We start from the raw sequence: 15,794 nt of genomic DNA, 5'->3' as shown, positions 1-15,794 counted from the left end.
GCCGAGCCCATCCCCGTTCATCCATCCCACATCACCCCGAGGGGCCGCCGACCAGGTGGCCCTTCTTCATATCGGAGACCCAACGTGAATCGACACACCACCGAGCGCCCCGCCGGTTCCGGCGACCGCTACCTGATCGACGAGCTGACTCGCGACATGCCCGAGCACGTTCGGGAGGAATACGAGGAGCGCGCCGCGATCCTGGAGTTCGACGGCGGCATGACCCGCGAGTGCGCCGAGTTCGCCTCCGTCGCCCTGCTGCTGCTTCGTCGATCGCCGGCCTCGTACGGCGTCCTACCGGCGCGCGTCGGGGCGGGGCAGGGCGCCGGCATAGGCCTGACCGCCGGGGCGTCCCCGTGGGCCGACTCGGGGCCTTCCTGGGCCGACCTGGCGGCGGCGCTGCGGGCCCTGGGCGGGACGGCGGCGCTGGTCCGTCCGGACGCCGATCGGGACACCCCCGAGTAGCCCCCGAAGAAGTGAGGAAAACGACGTATCTGACATGGAGAAGTTCCCGTGGGGAGCTTGTCCTTCATGTGTCCGTCGACTGATCAACAACCTGAAGGAGAGATCGATGAAGAAGACCGCGAAGACGAAGAGGGTCGCGCCGCCGACCGAGCCGAAGACCGAACCGCTGGCCGAACCGACGACCGAGCCGACGCCCGAGCCGAGCCCCGCGATCGATCAGGTCCGGGTGCTGGAGACGATCGAGTGCGACTCGCTGGCCCGCAGCTGCCGCATCACCTACGAGTTGGGCGTGCGACTTGACGGCTCGGCGGTGATGCGCGTGGCCCGCAACAGCGGCGCCGGCATGTTCTGCGACCAGTGGGTGAGCGTGGACGACGTGCTGCGGGTGCTGAACCTGCCGGCGCACCGCGAGGGCATCAGCTCCACCGCGTTCCGGCCGCTGTACCTGGGAAGGTCCAGCAACAGCCACAGCTTCCTGATGGCCGCGCTGCGCCACGAGGAGGCGGTGATTCCTCATCCCACCCGTCCGAGGAACTACCAGGCCGCGGACCCGCGCCTGTTCGAGGCCCGGGTGCGTCGCGCCGTGGACCCCGAGACGGGGGAGGGCGCCGAGACGATGCGGGGGATTGCCGGGGGTGAGGACGCCCCGACGGATATCGGCCCGGTCGACGAGGCCCTGCCGCACCCAAGGCCTTGAGGCACCGCAGTCCACAAGCTTGTGGACGACGGCCCGCGGGTAACGCCGAACAATGCGGCCCATAGACCAAGGAGCGCGCAATGCCTGTGTCTGGATGGGTGAGGTACATGGCCTTGGCGACCCTCTCGGCCCTGGGCGGATGCACGCTGCAGCCGCCCAGAGTCTTTTCGCCGCGCTACATCAGCCAGCCACTACAGGACGGTGTTCCTGTGGCGCCGCCGCCCAGGTGCACACAGAGGCACGCCACGCTGACTCATCCGACGCTGCAGCAGGCCACCGAGGAGGCCGAGTGCCTGATGTCCTTGCTGCTGGAGGCCAGCCGCAGCCAGACCGAGGTGGACAACGCCAATCGAGTGGCCATGCTCGGGGTCACGACGCTGGGCCTGTTCCGTGCCGCGACACGGCCCGACAGCCGCGAGCTGATCGGAACCAGCCTGGTCGGGGCCAATCTCTACGCCCATGCCAGCAGCACGCCGTCGCAGCAGCGCCAGCAGATCTATCTGGCCGGAGCCGAGGCGCTCAGCTGCGGACTGCGTGCTGCGCGCTTGCAGACGATGGACGAGAACGAGAGCGCCAAGCTGGACCGAGCGCTGCGCCCAGTGCAGTCGCTCATGGATGACTTGAATTGGCAGAAGGCTCAGTTGCGCGCGCTCACCCTGGAGACGACAGAGTACCAGGCGGCGCAGGCGGGGAGCTGCGGCGACAAGGCGGCTCCGGTCTGCCGCAATGACATCAAGGACGTGCAAGTCCGGTGCGAACTGGCCCGGGCCAGCTTCAACAGAAAGTGCGGCGGACGTCCTTCTTCGGCGCGTACGCTGCAAGCACCGCGGGCCTTGGTCGCGCTGAACCAGGAGGTGGCCCGCGCACAGTCGCGTCTGAGTTCGGCGGCGCATGAGGCCGCCCAATTGCCGGCTGGGTTTGCCGATGCGGGCCCGCGCCTGTGGAGGTACACCGAGCAGCTGCAGATCCACGTGGGTCTTGAACTGGCAAAGGTGGAGCCGGATGCCAAGAGCATCCTGGCGCTGGCCCAAGGGATGCGCCCGGTGGCGGCTACCCTGGGAGGCGCGCCATCGTTGCAGGCCAGCTCGCCGACTGGCGCACCGACAACCGACACGACATCAGCAGCACCCGCCACTACCCAGGCGCATGGCAGTGGTGCTGGTCGGACCGAGGTGGTCCGGCGGGAGTCGTCCGAGCGGCCGCTGACCGAAGATGATGCGGCTCTGATCGAGCGTGTACAGGTGGTTGTCGAGATGGCCGAGCAGCAGGCTCGCGACTTGAGACTTCAGGCCGCGTACCTCAACACCAGACTGCGCCAATCCAAAGCGGAGTTGGACCGCTGCAGCCAGGGCAACGTGGCGGGTCAACTTCAATTGGTGCCTGACGCCGACATGCTCAGCCTGTCAGCAGGCGAGTCGCAGCCCTTCCAGGTCAGCGGTGGCGCAGGCACGCCGCAGGCCGTGCTGAGCTCTGGGGCTTCCGTGGGCTCGCTCAGCCGGCAACTGGATGGCAGCTTCGTGTTCAAGGTCTCGGCCACAGCCTCGCAGGGAGCGGTGGCGGTGCTGCGATTCAGCGATGGCGCCCAGCGCCTCAGCCGCGAAGTGCAGATCAAGGTGGATGGCGAGGCGTCCGCAGCGGCAGCGAAGGTGCCCGTCGTCAGTCTGGACGTCAAGGCGCTGGGCAAGGCCCTGGGATTGGGCGAAGTACCCAATGACAAGGCACTGCGCCCGGCGCTGGAGGCCTGTCTGCGTGGGCCACTGCAGCAGGGTTCGCCAGACGTCACCGCCTTGAGCCCGGCGGATCTGGCCTTCATCATGGGAGGAGGCTGCCATGGATGACACCACCATCCGTCAGGCGGTCATCGTCGCCTATCAGCGCCTGTCTGCCGGGGTGGGCCGCTGCGGCCTGCGCTGGGTGCAGGCGCAGGGTGAATGTCTGGCGCTGGGCTTTGATCCCCTGCAGCGCTCGCGGCGGCGCCTGCCTCGCCGGCTGATGGTCAATGGCTGCCCGGTGCCGCTGGCCTGGTTTGCGGCCCCCCAACCGATGCGCGCCCAGGCCTGGATGCGGATCGAGGCGTCGCCTTCGAGCCCGATGGGCAGTGGCACGCTGGCCGCTGTGCTGCGCAGTCGAGACAGCCCCGACACCCTCTTGGGCCTCACCGCGGGCCATGTGCTGAACCACGGTCGCTTCGGCGACGCCGTGGTGGTGCATCCGGCCGACGCCGCTCAGCCCGTGGTCAGCGGCCAGCTTTACGACTGGCTGCCTGACGTCGGCGTCGGCTTGTCGGTGGACCTGGACGCTGCGCTGGTCACGCTGCCAGCCAACGCGATTGATCTGCTGGCCGACCGGCTCGACTGGCCCCGAGCGGCCAGACGCGATGTCCCGGTCTTCAGCCCCGTGACGCTGCTGACCCGTCATCACCGTATCGGTGGTGAGTTGCAGTGGCCGTTGACCACCCTTGTGCAGGCTGGCCCGCAGCAGTACACGATGAACAACGCACTCTGCTACCAACTGGATGGCAGCAGCGTGCCGGGTGACTCGGGGGCGCCGCTGTGGGACGACGAGGAACAACTCATCGGAGTGCACCTGGGCGCAGCGCCGGCTGGTGCGGCGGGCAATGGCGTGGGCACGCCCATCGCTCGCGTCCTTGACTGGGCCGAAGCCGACGTGGTGACACGCAGCAGCTTGGGTGCCCTGGCCTTGGGGACGACCGTGTCGACACCAGCACCGGTGTTGCCTAACCTAGGCGATGACGACACGGTCGCACGGACGCTGTGGGGCGAGGCGCGCAACCAGGGAACGACAGGCATGGAGGCTGTTGCGCATGTGATCTTCAACAGACAAGCCGATCGCCGTTGGCGCGGAAAGGGTGGATTGGCAGCCATCTGCCTGCAGCCGGCGCAATTCAGTTGCTGGAATGCCAAGGATCCCAACCGGCGCTTGTGCCTGACGGTCGACAACAGCGACCCGGCGTTCGTGCTCGCCCAGGCCGCAGTCGCCCAGGTCAGAGCCGCCCGTGTGGCCGATCCGTCTGCAGACCCCACCCACGGCGCCACGCACTACCACGCGAAGGGTGTTCTCCCGTTTTGGGCGCCGGCTGGGGAACACACCGTGACCATCGGGCAGCACCTGTTCTACCGAAACGTTCCCTGAATCGCGGAGTCGCCATGGACACACGCATGCTAGAAGTGGTGATGGGGCTGGCGCTGGTGCTGGCCTTGGTCAGCCTGTTGGCGGCCATCCTGCACGAAGCGCTCGTGGCCAAGCTGGGGCGCCGCGGGGACGTTCTCACCCTGGCCCTGTGCTCACTGCTGGGCGACAGGAGGGTGACGCAGACCCAACGCCTGCGGCGGACCAGCAGTGACATGTGTCAGTTCAGCCAACAACTGCTGCAGCATCCGATGCTGGTGTCGCAGGTGCTGGGCTCGGGTACTGACCCCGTCAAGGGAAAGGCGGCCAGCTACCTTGACAGTCGAGTCTTCACCACTGCCTTGCTGGCCTTTGGCAGCGACCGCGCCGGACCGGGTGCCATGCGACCTGCCAGCCCGGCCGACTGGGTGACGTTGATGGGTACACCATCACCGCACCAGCCTGCGCCGACTTCGGACCTGGTGGCCAACCTGCGCGCCATGCTGGCCGGCGTGGAAGAGGACTGGCCGGCCTTCGAGCGCCGTGTCTGCGCCTGGTACGACAGCGTGATGGACCGGGCGACCGGCTGGTTCCAGCGTGATACGCAGTTTCGGCTGTTCTGGATCGGCACGATCATCGCGGCGCTGGGCAACATCAACCCGCTGGTCATTGGGGGGCGTTTGTGGAATGACCCGCTGCTGCGCGCCGCGTTCGTTGATTCCAGCACGGTGGCGCTGGAAATCAAGACGCAGGAAGGGACGACACAGGCAGCGACAGGACAGAACGCCGCCAAAACAGGCAGCACAAAGCAAACAGCCAAGCCCGCGGCGAAGAAGGCCGTCCAGCCGAGCGTCGGGCTGACGCCCGCCGCGCCGCTGGCCTCAGCGACTGACCGTGCCGTGCTGCAACTGCGTGAGCGCGTGCTGGCCTGGGGCGACACCCGAGTTGTACGAGCGGGCGAGGATGCGGCAGACAAGGTGGCGACGCTGCAGAACCTGGTGCATCGGATCGACAACCTGCGTGAGGACATCGCGCGCCGACGTCAGGCGTGGCAGGACGGTGCCAGCACGGAGACCCTGTTGACGTACTCGCTGACGCTGGAGCGTACTGTGGAGGAACTGCGGCAGGTGCTCGATGCCCAGCCCGAGAAGATCGACCAAGGTCAATTGGACCGGGTGCTTGAAATGCTCAAGTTCGAGCGAAACCAGCAACTGCGCGAATCGGTCGCCACGGCGCAGAGCCTGTGCGGCCAGGCCCAGGGCGGCGCTCTGGAGGCAGCCTGCAAGGAACTGGCTGCGAGTGAGCAGACAGGCCTTGGTGAGCTTCCACTGGGTTGGACCTTGTCCAACTGGCCCGGTTGCGCCGCGGACTGCCAGCGTCGTGTCCGCATGGCGCAGGCCAGCGAACTGCAACGAAAGGTCATGGATGAAAGCATGGACAGCGCCGAGGCGTTGCGGCGCGTCGTATCGTCCGCCGATGCTCGGGACGACGCCAATGACCACACTGCGAGCGTCCGGGCGCTGACCGGGTCCGAACGCCTGTTCGGGGTTGTGTACAGCCTGTGTGGCTGGATGATGGTGGGTATCGCGAGCATGCTGGGTTCGACCTTCTGGTTCGACCTGCTGAGCAAAGTCGCCAAGCTGCGGGCCGCCGGTCTGGCTGCCAAACTGGCATCGGAAGCGGACACCAGCGCTTCCGACAGTGCTGCTGCGAGCCCCTCTGCAGCCTCAGCGGCAAGTGCCGGCGGCATCCTTGTTCGAGGCAGCAGCCCTGCCGCCAGCACGGCGCCAGCGGCGGCCGTATCGGGACCGGTCCCTCGGGCGGGCCGGGTGCCCTTGTATCCGGATGGAAACATCCATGTGCTCAGCGAACAGCAGGTGCGCGACCTGTACGGTGACATCCGAACCACGGAAACGGCCGGTGTGGTGACGCTCACCAACCCTGGCGTCGGCGCGGTAAAGCGCAACTTGGTCGATTTCAGGCACCCGGTGCTGCAAGGCAAGCGGCTCCAGGTGCATGAGCGTGCGCTGGCGCATTTTCAAGCAGCGTTCGATGCCATCGAGGCGGCACAGCTCGGCCATCTCGTTCTGAGTTGCGAGGGGACGGTGTCCCTGCGTCACATTGGACACGACCCGAAGAACGCGCTCAGCCACCATTGCTGGGGCATTGCGATCGACCTCAACGCCTTCGCCAACGCCTATGGCGCCGAACCTGCCGCGGTCGGCCAGCCCGGCAGCGTGCGAGAGCTTGTGCCCATTCTCAACCGCTATGGCTTCGCATGGGGAGGCCATTTCAACCGCAAATTAGACGGAATGCACTTCGAGCTGGCGCTGTTGGATCCAAACCAGGCGCCGCAACCGCTGGCCGGCGCATAACGTAACTGCCCACATTGGACTGCTTTGAATCCAGCGGGCCGGTTCCAGCATCCCCGGAAGACCAGAGAGAGGCAGTTAGACGCGACCCAGGCTACCACCACCAAGGTGTCTCGATCTTGGCGCTTGTGAAAGGCTGTCGGCACGACTCGGTGCGATTGGCGCAGCTATCGACGCTTGCGGCAGGCGCGACGAAGAAGCGTCCACACTTTGGGTGATGCATCCGGCGATTTAGACGGGCACCATCCTGACCATCGCCTGTACTCCGGGCGCTCCCAGCGTTTGCAACATCATGACCCATCCTGATCTCGATCTGCCGGTATTTGGGCGAGCCTCAAGGCACGGCTGCGAGTCGTCCTCATCCGTTGAGCTTCCGGGGCAATCTGCGATCGGCCGGGTGGGGGCGCTGCTGTTCGATCACCTGGATCTGCAGGCGGGCGCGGGCGAGCCGCTCAACGGGTGGCGAATTGAAGTCGTGTCGATTCCGCTGCTGCGCCCAAGCCGCCGCCGTATTCGGGTGACGGTACGTGGACAACTGATGGTGGTGTGCAAAGGTTGGGCACGTGTTGGGCTTAGCTGCGAGTCGCGTCAACTGTCGACCCAGGTCATCAGCCGAGAGTCACAGCCGTTGCCCAACGGTGCGCTGCCTGAGAAGAGCCGGCCACTGCGCGCCAGCATCGTGCTGCCGCGCAGCGTTTTGCCGAGAACGGCGCTCCAGGTTCTGATACGGCTTGAGGCGACAGCGGACTCGTCTGAGACTCAGAGCGCAATAGCCGTCGATTCGATCGAAATTGAGGCGCTGTGAACCGCCATCGATCGACATACCCGGCATGGACCTCGGGCCGCAGTTCTTGCCCCGGCGGCTCCGTCGGGCTGTGCGGCGGTCGTCTTGCTTGAGCTCGTAAGCCCCCCCCGCTCAAGTAGACAGTCCAGAAGTAGAGACCTTCTGATGGAACCGCCTGTGTTCGGGCACCGAACAGGCCACCTCACGCTGGCGGCACTCAGCCCCGCGGCGAGTTCAACGATTCATCGGTTGTCTGCGCTGGCTCGAACTCGCCAGAAAGAGTGCCCATGGATTAGACCGCGATGGCGCACTCACCGTTCGCGCGCAGCCTGCAAGGCCCTGTGGGCCGCAAAGGCCGCCAGCGTTGCGCTGTCAGGTGAGCCGTAGTCGATGAACTTCAGCGGTGTCTTGGCCAACCAGAGCGAATGGTCCAGCAGTGTCCGCTCCGGCCAGTGGGGCAGCGCGCCTTCCAGTTGGTAGACCAGATCGTTGAGTGAACCGATGACGCGGCGGTTCTCGGTCTTGCCGATGGTCCAGGTCTGCATGGCGCGGCACTCGGCCGCTGCATCTTCGGCGGGCACGCCCACGGCCTGCAGCATGGGTTCCACCGCGGTGACGATGCGCTGCACCAGCGTTTTGCCTTCACGTGCGGGGACCACCACCGGCAGCAGGCTGCGCTCGCTGACCGCCAGCACAACCTGAACGCGGCCAGCGCGAACGAGATGGGCGTACCAGGCGCCCAGGACGTTGTCCGTGGGTGCGGTCTCCACATCTGGTTTGGCGTTCAGGCGGCTGAGCAGCTTCTGGGTGCAGCGAAGGACAAACACGGTGACAGGGTGGGGTGAGGTCAGCGCACAGTATCCACGCAGCCCTCGGGGGCGGCGGACCGGGCGGGCCTGGCCGCGGCACGGTGCATGGACTCCGCAGGCGCTCGCAGAGGGTGGCAAGATGCTTTCAAACACTGGAGACCCCCATGAACCTGGGTGAACTGCAGGCCGAACTGCGCCACTTCGCGGCCGAGCGCGATTGGCAGCCGTTTCACACGCCCAAGAACCTGGCGATGGCGCTGATGGTGGAGGCGGCTGAGCTGGCCGAGATCTTCCAGTGGCAGACGCCGGAGCAGTCGCGTGGGGTGCCAGAGCAGGCCGAGCTGCGACAGCGGGTGGGCGAGGAGCTGGCCGATGTGCTGCTGTACCTGCTGCAGCTGGCCGACCACTGCCAGGTGGACCTGCCGCTGGCGGTGCGCGACAAGCTGGCGAAGAACGCGCAGAAGTACCCCGCGAAGCAACGCATTGCGCGGACGCTGGCGCCCCAGGTGGCCGCTGCCGGCGCACATGTGCTGCTGGATTTCGAGAACGTCCAGCCCACCGACGCCGAGCTGCGGGAACTGGTGCCGCAGGCCAGCCAGGTCTGGGTGTTCCACGGACCGCATCAGCGCCAGGTGGCGAAGCGCTTCGCGTCGTTCGGCCAGCACGCCACGGCGGTGCCGATCAGCAAGACCGGCAAGAACGCGCTGGACTTTCATCTGTCGTTCTACATGGGCTACATCGCCTCGCGCAACCCCGAGGCGCCGATGATCGTGGTGGCCAACGACAAGGGCTACGAGCCGATGCTGGAGCACGCCCAGGCGATGGGCTTCGTGGTGCGCCGCCAGCCCTTCCCGCCGATCACGGCGCCGGCCGGGCAGCCGGCCGCCAAGAAGACGGCGGCGCGCAAGCGGCCCGCCGGGCAGGCCAGTGCGAAGAGCAGCACCGCCAGGAAGACCACGGCGAAGACCACCTCCGCAACCAAGACCCCCACCGCCGCACCGGCGGCCCCGGCCGTGGCGCCCCAGGCCCGTACCCAGGCGGCTCGCCCGACCCGCGCTGCGCCGCAGGTGGCGCCGGCCCCTGCGCCCACGCCTGCGCCATCGCCCGCACCCCTGGCACAACCCGCGCCTGCGCCTGCGAAGCGCAGCGCCGCCAAGCCGGCAGCGCCCGCCAAGGCGCCGAAGAAGACGCCGGCCCCGAAGCCGCAGCGCGCCCAAGCTGCACCCGCGAAGCCAGAACCCGCCAAGCCCGCGCCTGCCAAGCCCACAGCCGCCAAGCCCGCACCCGCCAGAAAGGCCGCAACGCCGCGGCGCACGAACGCCGCAGCGGCCGCACCGGTGGCCCCCGCCGCGTCACCAAGACAGGCCAAGGCGCCCGCCGCTCAGCCGCCTGCTGCGCCGCGCGTGGCGGTGAGCGCCCAGGACCTGCAGCGGATCACCGATCAATTGCTCAAAACCGGCGACAAGCGTCCCACCCGGATGGGCCGCCTGAGGGGCCTGCTGAAGTCGCTGCTGTCGGCGCAGACCGGGGATGCAGTGATCGAGGTGGCGATCAACGCGCTGGTGGCGGCGGGCACGGTGGCGGTGGGCCCCGACAACGCCGTGCGCTACCCGCGTTTCGAGGCTGGCGCGGCGGCTAACCGCTAGGAGCGGGTCCTACACTGCCCCCATGCCCACCTCCCTGAAGACGCTCGAGTCCTTCAGCACCGCACTCCTCACCCTCGACGAGCTGCCCCCCACCGCCTCGCCCGCCCGGCTGATGTCCGACGGCATGGCCGCGCTGCGGGCGCTGGTGCCCTTTGATGCGGCCTGGTGGGGCGAATGCTCGGGCGGCATGGACGGCCTGGCGCCGCGCAACTGGTTGAGCGGGCGGCTGAACTTGGGGGCCGACTTCGCGCGCGAGTGGAACCGCATCGGGGCGGTGGACCGCTTTGCCGCGGCGTCGATGCAGCAGCTGGATGCGGCCGTGTGGTCCAGCGGCTATGCCGACCCCGAGCCGGCGGTGGAGGCCTTTGCCACGCGCCATGACCTGTTCCATGCGTTGGCGATCACGCGGGCGCTGCCGGGCAGCGGGCTGATGCACTTCATCGCGCTGTACCGCGGCCAGCAGGCGCCGGCCTTCGAGGCGGCGCAGCGGCGCCTGTTCGAGCTGTTCAGCGCGCACCTGATGCAGCGCTGGAGCCGGCGCGTGACCGCGCTGCTGGGCCAGGCCCGGGCGGGTGCTGACGCGCATGCGCTGGTGGACGCGGCGGGCGAGTTCGTCTACCTGGATGCGCGTCTGGGGCTGTGGCTGCGCGAGCGCTTTCCGGCCTGGCAGGGCACGCAGCTGCCGGCCGAGCTGACTACGGGTTTGGGGGCAGGGGCTACATCGCTGCGCGTGGGGCGCCGGCGCCTGTCGCTGCAGCGCTGCGGCGAACTGTGGCTGCTGGGCCTGGCGCCGCAGCGCCGGGCACCGGTGCTGCCGCCGCGCGAGCTGGGGGTGGCGCTGCTCTACGCGCATGGCCACACCCACAAGCAGATCGCCCGCGAACTGGGCCTGAGCCCCAGCACCGTGCGCACCTACCTGCGCGATGCCTACCAGCGCCTGGGCGTCAGCACCAAGGCGGCGCTGGCGCGGCGGCTGGAGGGACAGGCGCTGCCCGCCATAAAGCCTTGACCCTCCTCAATTGAGGAGGTTGGTGCGTGCCCGTTCTGCCTACCGTTGCTAGGCCATGTCTGGAACAACGGAGGAGCAATGACATCGAGCAAGACGATCGCGGCGGTGGCCGCGCTGGCCCTGGTGGCCGCGCTGGCCGCCGGCTGCAGTGGCGGTGGCGGTGGCGGCGAGGCACCGGCCGACCTGGTGCTGCGCAGCGGCAAGGTGGTGACCATGGACAACGGCCGGCGCATCGCCCAGGCGGTGGCGGTGCGTGAGGGGCGCATCGTCGTCGTCGGCAGCGATGCCGAGGTGATGCCCTACGTTGGCCAGACGACCCAGGTGGTGGACCTGGGCGGGCGCATGCTGATGCCCGGCTTCATCGACGCCCACCTGCACGCGCTGGCCGGTGGCCGCGCGCTGCTGCTGTGCGACCTGGCCTATGCGCCGCTCACGCGCAGCCAGCTGGCGGCCCGGCTGCAGGCCTGCGTGGACGCCACGCCCGAAGCCGGCCCCGATGTCTGGCTGGAGGCGGTGAACTGGGACCGCCAGTCCACCTCGGCGCTGGACGCCGACCCCACGCGCGCCCTGCTCGATGGGCTGAACACCACGCGGCCGATCGCCGTGACCTCGTCCGACTTCCACACCGTGCTGGCCAACTCGCGCGCGCTGGCGCTGGCGGGTGTCAGCGCTGCCACGCCCGACCCGTCGGGCGGCAAGTTCCTGCGCGACGGCAGTGGCGTGCCCACCGGCATCTGCGAAGACGCGGCGGGCTTCCAGCTCAAGGCCGCCATCCCGCCCGACAGCGAGGCCGACCAGCTCAAGCAGGGCCGCGCCGCGCTGGCCGCGCTGCGCGAGCAGGGCATCACCAGCTTCATGGACGCCGCCGCGGGCGAGCCGCACCTGCGCGTCTTCCAGGCGCTGCGCGCCAGCGGTGAGCTCACCGCGCGGGTGCAACTGGCGCTGAACCTGGACCCGGCCGAGGCCACCGCCCACCCCGCGCAGGCGATCGCCGAAGCCCAGGCGCTGGCGCAGGGCACGGCGCGCAACGTGGACACGCCCGCGCCGGCGGTGCGCGCGCGCTGGGTGAAGGCCTTCGTCGATGGCGTGGTGAATGCACCGGCCGACACCGGCGCGCTGCTCAGCCCCTACCTGCAGAACGTGGGCACCGATGCCGCGCCGCGCTGGGTGCCGGGCAGCAACCTGGGCCAGCTCTACTACAGCAGCACCACGCTGCAGGCCCTGCTGGGCGCCGCCACCGATGCCGGCATGGACCTGCACTTCCACGCCACCGGCGAACGCGCGGTGCGCACCGCGCTGGACAGCGTGGCCGCGGTGCGCCGGGCCCGTCCGGGCGCCGACATGCGTCCGGCCATCGCCCACGACGAAACCGTGGCCGTGGCCGACTACCCGCGCTTCGCGGCGCTGGACGTGATGGCCACGATGTCCTTCCAGTGGGCGCAGCGCGCGCCGTACTCCATTGGCGACACCGAGAACCACCTGGGGCCCGACCGCTTCGCCCGCATGGAGCCCTCGGGCAGCCTGCGCCGCGCCGGTGCCCGCGTGGTGCACGGCAGCGACTGGCCGATCGACCCGTTCGACACCTTCCTGGCGCTGAAGATCGGCGTGACGCGCTCGGGCGACCCCACCAACCCGCACAGTGCCGCCTTCATTGCGCCGGTGTTCGAAGGGCCGATCAACGCCGACCCGGGCCTGTCGCGGGACGACGTGCTGGCCGCGATCACCCGCAACGCCGCGCACCAGCTGCGCATGGAGCAGCAGCTGGGCACGATCGAGGTGGGCAAGCTGGCCGACCTGATCGTGCTGGAGAAGGACTTCCTGAGCGTGCCCGACGAGGCGCTGGGCCGCAACCGTGTGCTGATGACGGTGGTGGGCGGCCAGCCGGTGCATGCGGTCGGTGCCTTCGACGGTCTGGTGGCCGGCCAGCGCCAGCAGCTCAACGCACGCGCCAAGGTGCTCAGCGCGCGCGGCTCGGCCGGGCATGTGATCCCGTCCACTGTGCCAGGGGCGCCGCACGGCCACGGCGACGGTCACAACCACTGAGCACGGGCCGGGGGGGCCTGTGGCGTAACGCCTCAGCGCCCCGCCGCGCGCCGCAGTTCGGCCAGCAGCACGCGGTACAGCGCCGGCGGATCCACCGGCTTGGCGATGTAGGCGTTCATGCCGGCCTGCAGGCAGGCCTCGCGGTCGCCCGACAGGGCGCTGGCCGTCATCGCGATGATCGGCGTGCGCGCCAGGCCGGGCAGGGCGCGCAACTGGCGTGCCAGCACGATGCCGTCCATGCGCGGCATCTGCACGTCAGTGACGATGGCGGCGAAGGCCTGTGTGCGGGCCAGCGCCAGGGCCTCGGTGCCATCACCGGCCAGGCTGACCTGCAGGCCGGCGGCCTGCAGCAGCTCGCGCGCGATCAGCTGGTTGACCGGGTCGTCCTCGACCAGCAGCACCGCGGCGCCGGCCTGCTCGGCGCGCAGCGCGTTCAGGGCATCGGCGCCGTCGATGGGGTCGCCCACGGGTTGCTCGGGCGCCAGCGCCAGCCAGGCGGTGAACCAGAAGCAGCTGCCTTCGCCGGCGCGGCTGTGCACGCCGGCCTCGCCGCCCATCAGCGTGGCCAGGTGGCGGGTGATGGCCAGGCCCAGGCCGGTGCCGCCGTAGCGCCGCGTGGCCGACACGTCCGATTGCTCGAAGGGGCGGAACAGCCGCGCCTGCTCGTCCGCGCTGAGGCCGATGCCGGTGTCGCTGACCTCGAAGCGCAGCAGCACCCGGCCGTCCTGCCGCTCCTTCTGGCGCACGCGCAGGTCGATCTGGCCCTGGCTGGTGAACTTGACCGCATTGCCCAGGTAGTTGATCAGGGCCTGGCTCAGGCGCACCGGGTCGCCGCGCAGCGTGGCGGGCAGACCGTCGGCCTGCACCTGCAGCGGCAGGCCCTTGGCCTGGGCCTGCGGCCGGACCATGTCGCAGGCCTGGCGCAGCAGCTCGGGCAGCGAGAAGGGCTCGTCGGCCAGCGTCAGCCGGCCGGCCTCGATGCGTGAGATGTCCAGCACGTTGTCGATCAGCGCCATCAGGTGCCGCGTGGCCACCTGGATCTGCGCCAGACGCTCGCGCTGGGGCTCGCCCGCTGGCGCCATCTGCGACAGCGAGTGGCTCAGCCCGACGATGGCATTGATCGGCGTGCGGATCTCGTGGCTCATGTTGGCCAGGAAGGCGCTCTTGGCGCGGCTGGCCTGCTCGGCCGCCAGGCGGGCCTCCTCGGCCTCGGCGGTGCGGGTGCGCACCAGCTGCTCCAGGTGGTCGCGGTGCTGGGCCAGTTCGTCGGCCACGCGCAGGTGCTCGGTGATGTCGTCGAAGGTCACCACCGCGCCGCGTGAGCCATCGCGCTGGGGCGAGGGGCTCACGCTCAGGCGCACCGCAAAGCCGCTGCCGTCCTGGCGCCAGAACCAGTCCTGCACCTGGCGCGGCTGGCCATCGGCCAGGGTCAGGCTGATCGGGCACTCGCTGGCCGGGTAGGGGCGGCCATCGGCATGGTGGTGGTGGAAGACCTGGTGCTGGGGCCGCCCCAGCACCTGTGGCGCCTGCAGCTGCAGCATGGCCAGCGCCGAGGGGTTGATGAAGGTGCACAGCCCCTGCGGATCCACGCCGTACAGGCCCTGGCTGATCGAGTCGAGGATGCTGCGCTGGCGCAGGCCGGCGTCTTCCAGCGCGCGCAGCGCGTCGGCGGCCTGGCGGTGCTCGCGGCGCAGCTGGCGGTTGGTCTGGGCGATCTGCAGCAGCAGCGCGGCCAGCAAGGCCGCCAGGCCCAGGCTGCCCGGCAGGATCAGCAGGCCGTACTGCTGCAGCAGGTCCTGCAGGCGGATCGGGGTCTGCCGGTCAAAGGGTGGCACGCGCAGCGTGCGCATCATCTCGGCCACCGGGGTGTAGTCGCCGGGAATGGTGAAGCCGACGATCTGCAGCTGGCGGGCCACCACGCCGTCGTGCGGCAAGCCCAGGATGGCCGCCGCCAGCTGGCGCGCCAGGGCCTCTTGGCACCAGGGCATCACGGCCAGCGGCCACTGCGGGTAGAGCTCGGTGGAGCGCACGAAGGGGTAGTCGCCCTGGGTCTGCGGGTGCAGCACCTTCAAGCGGCCCGGGGGCACCCGGCCTTCGGCCTGCAGCGCCTCCAGCACCCCGGTGCGCACGAATGCCACGTCGGCGCGGCCCTGCAGCAGCGCCTGCACCGCGGCGTCCTGCTCGCCGCCCAGGGCCATCACCTGGGCGTCGGCCGGCAGGTTGATGCCCTCGCGCGCCAGCACCCGCGCCTGCGCCAGGTAGGCCCCCAGGGATTCGGTGCTGCTGGTGGCAATGCGCCGTCCGCGCAGATCGGCCAGCGCGCGCAGGTCCTGGCGCGTGGCATCGGCCAGGATCACGCCGCCGAACTCGGCCAGCGCGTGCGTGCCGTCGCGCTCGACCAGCGTAGCCAGCGGCGCGCGCAGACCGGCGTCGTGGGTCAGGCGGATGTAGTGGGCGGGCTGGGTCAGCACGATGTCCACCTCGTGCCGGTCCACGGCCGCGTTCAGCTCGGCGTAGCTCAGCGCCCGCAGCCGCACGGGCCGACCGCCCTGCAAGCTGGCGTTGAGGTGGTCGACCAGCGGCTGCCAGCGGGCCAGGGTTTCGGGCTTGGGGCGAAAGGCCAGCACGCCCAGGGTCAGCGTGGGCGACGCGGACGGGTGGGTGGCGGGTTCAGCGCTGGCCTGCGGTGCGGGCTCTGTGGGGGCGGCCAGCGCTGGCGCGGCCAGCAGCGCCAGCAGCCACAGCAGCGCGGCAGCCAGCACGCGCCGGGCCTGCCCCATGCGGGCGGCCAGGTGAACAGGCGCCAGCGCGAGGGGGATGTCCGCCACGCCGGCGATGGT

Annotated in this window: 11 protein-coding genes and 1 pseudogene; 10 read left to right on the top strand and 2 right to left on the bottom strand. The window is 69.6% G+C overall.

The features are described from left to right. Positions 1–84 precede the first annotated feature (84 nt). From KAK03_RS11800 to KAK03_RS11775, 6 genes are all read left to right on the top strand, one after another. Positions 85–465 carry a hypothetical protein gene (locus tag KAK03_RS11800; protein ID WP_210854156.1) on the top strand — a complete coding sequence of 127 codons (381 nt, stop codon included), beginning with the start codon at positions 85–87 and terminating at the stop codon, positions 463–465. 106 nt (positions 466–571) lie between these two features. Continuing rightward, positions 572–1,162 carry a hypothetical protein gene (locus KAK03_RS11795; protein ID WP_210854155.1) on the top strand — a complete coding sequence of 197 codons (591 nt, stop codon included), beginning with the start codon at positions 572–574 and terminating at the stop codon, positions 1,160–1,162. 296 nt (positions 1,163–1,458) lie between these two features. Then, entirely contained in the window at positions 1,459–3,000 is a 1,542-nt protein-coding gene (locus KAK03_RS11790) for a hypothetical protein (RefSeq protein ID WP_210854154.1), read from the top strand. After that, positions 2,993–4,315, top strand: coding sequence for a cell wall hydrolase (locus KAK03_RS11785; RefSeq protein WP_210854153.1), 1,323 nt, complete (start codon positions 2,993–2,995; stop codon positions 4,313–4,315). Before KAK03_RS11790 ends, KAK03_RS11785 begins: the two co-directional genes overlap by 8 nt. Before the next feature lie 14 nt (positions 4,316–4,329). After that, positions 4,330–6,666, top strand: coding sequence for a M15 family metallopeptidase (locus tag KAK03_RS11780; RefSeq protein WP_210854152.1), 2,337 nt, complete (start codon positions 4,330–4,332; stop codon positions 6,664–6,666). A gap of 289 nt (positions 6,667–6,955) precedes the next feature. Continuing rightward, complete coding sequence (locus KAK03_RS11775) at positions 6,956–7,468, top strand: hypothetical protein (protein WP_210854151.1); 513 nt, start codon at positions 6,956–6,958, stop codon at positions 7,466–7,468. A 290-nt stretch (positions 7,469–7,758) separates the two neighbouring features. On the opposite strand, the gene KAK03_RS11770 is transcribed toward KAK03_RS11775, so the two are convergent. Continuing rightward, the gene (locus KAK03_RS11770) at positions 7,759–8,274 is read right to left on the bottom strand and encodes a DUF6933 domain-containing protein (RefSeq protein WP_210854150.1); all 516 of its coding nucleotides are present in this window, start codon (positions 8,272–8,274) and stop codon (positions 7,759–7,761) included. 146 nt (positions 8,275–8,420) lie between these two features. On the opposite strand from KAK03_RS11770, the pseudogene KAK03_RS25515 reads away from it, so the two are divergent. The 4 genes and pseudogenes from KAK03_RS25515 to KAK03_RS11755 form a co-directional block, all read left to right on the top strand. Continuing rightward, positions 8,421–8,726, top strand: a pseudogene (locus KAK03_RS25515) (nucleotide pyrophosphohydrolase); the annotation flags it as partial. A gap of 36 nt (positions 8,727–8,762) precedes the next feature. After that, positions 8,763–9,902 (top strand): PIN domain-containing protein, encoded by a 1,140-nt coding sequence (locus tag KAK03_RS11765; RefSeq protein ID WP_375140981.1) that lies wholly within the window; start codon positions 8,763–8,765, stop codon positions 9,900–9,902. 22 nt (positions 9,903–9,924) lie between these two features. After that, a complete protein-coding gene (locus KAK03_RS11760; RefSeq protein ID WP_210854148.1) occupies positions 9,925–10,911 on the top strand; it encodes a helix-turn-helix transcriptional regulator in 987 nt (328 codons plus the stop codon). A 78-nt stretch (positions 10,912–10,989) separates the two neighbouring features. Further along, complete coding sequence (locus KAK03_RS11755) at positions 10,990–12,954, top strand: amidohydrolase (protein WP_210854147.1); 1,965 nt, start codon at positions 10,990–10,992, stop codon at positions 12,952–12,954. Positions 12,955–12,986: 32 nt separating this feature from the next. On the opposite strand, the gene KAK03_RS11750 is transcribed toward KAK03_RS11755, so the two are convergent. Further along, complete coding sequence (locus KAK03_RS11750) at positions 12,987–15,782, bottom strand: PhnD/SsuA/transferrin family substrate-binding protein (protein WP_210854146.1); 2,796 nt, start codon at positions 15,780–15,782, stop codon at positions 12,987–12,989. Positions 15,783–15,794 lie beyond the last annotated feature (12 nt).

The sequence above is a fragment of the Ideonella alba genome (assembly GCF_018069845.1).
Classification (GTDB): Bacteria; Pseudomonadota; Gammaproteobacteria; order Burkholderiales; family Burkholderiaceae_C; genus Ideonella; species Ideonella alba.
This window is presented reverse-complemented; position numbering and strand designations above follow the sequence as displayed.

Coding starts and splice junctions, on each gene's coding strand:
- KAK03_RS11795 (WP_210854155.1), top strand. CDS start 572: ATGAAGAAGACCGCGAAGACGAAGAGGGTCGCGCCGCCGACCGAGCCG.
- KAK03_RS11790 (WP_210854154.1), top strand. CDS start 1,459: ATGTCCTTGCTGCTGGAGGCCAGCCGCAGCCAGACCGAGGTGGACAAC.
- KAK03_RS11785 (WP_210854153.1), top strand. CDS start 2,993: ATGGATGACACCACCATCCGTCAGGCGGTCATCGTCGCCTATCAGCGC.
- KAK03_RS11780 (WP_210854152.1), top strand. CDS start 4,330: ATGGACACACGCATGCTAGAAGTGGTGATGGGGCTGGCGCTGGTGCTG.
- KAK03_RS11775 (WP_210854151.1), top strand. CDS start 6,956: ATGACCCATCCTGATCTCGATCTGCCGGTATTTGGGCGAGCCTCAAGG.
- KAK03_RS11760 (WP_210854148.1), top strand. CDS start 9,925: ATGCCCACCTCCCTGAAGACGCTCGAGTCCTTCAGCACCGCACTCCTC.
- KAK03_RS11755 (WP_210854147.1), top strand. CDS start 10,990: ATGACATCGAGCAAGACGATCGCGGCGGTGGCCGCGCTGGCCCTGGTG.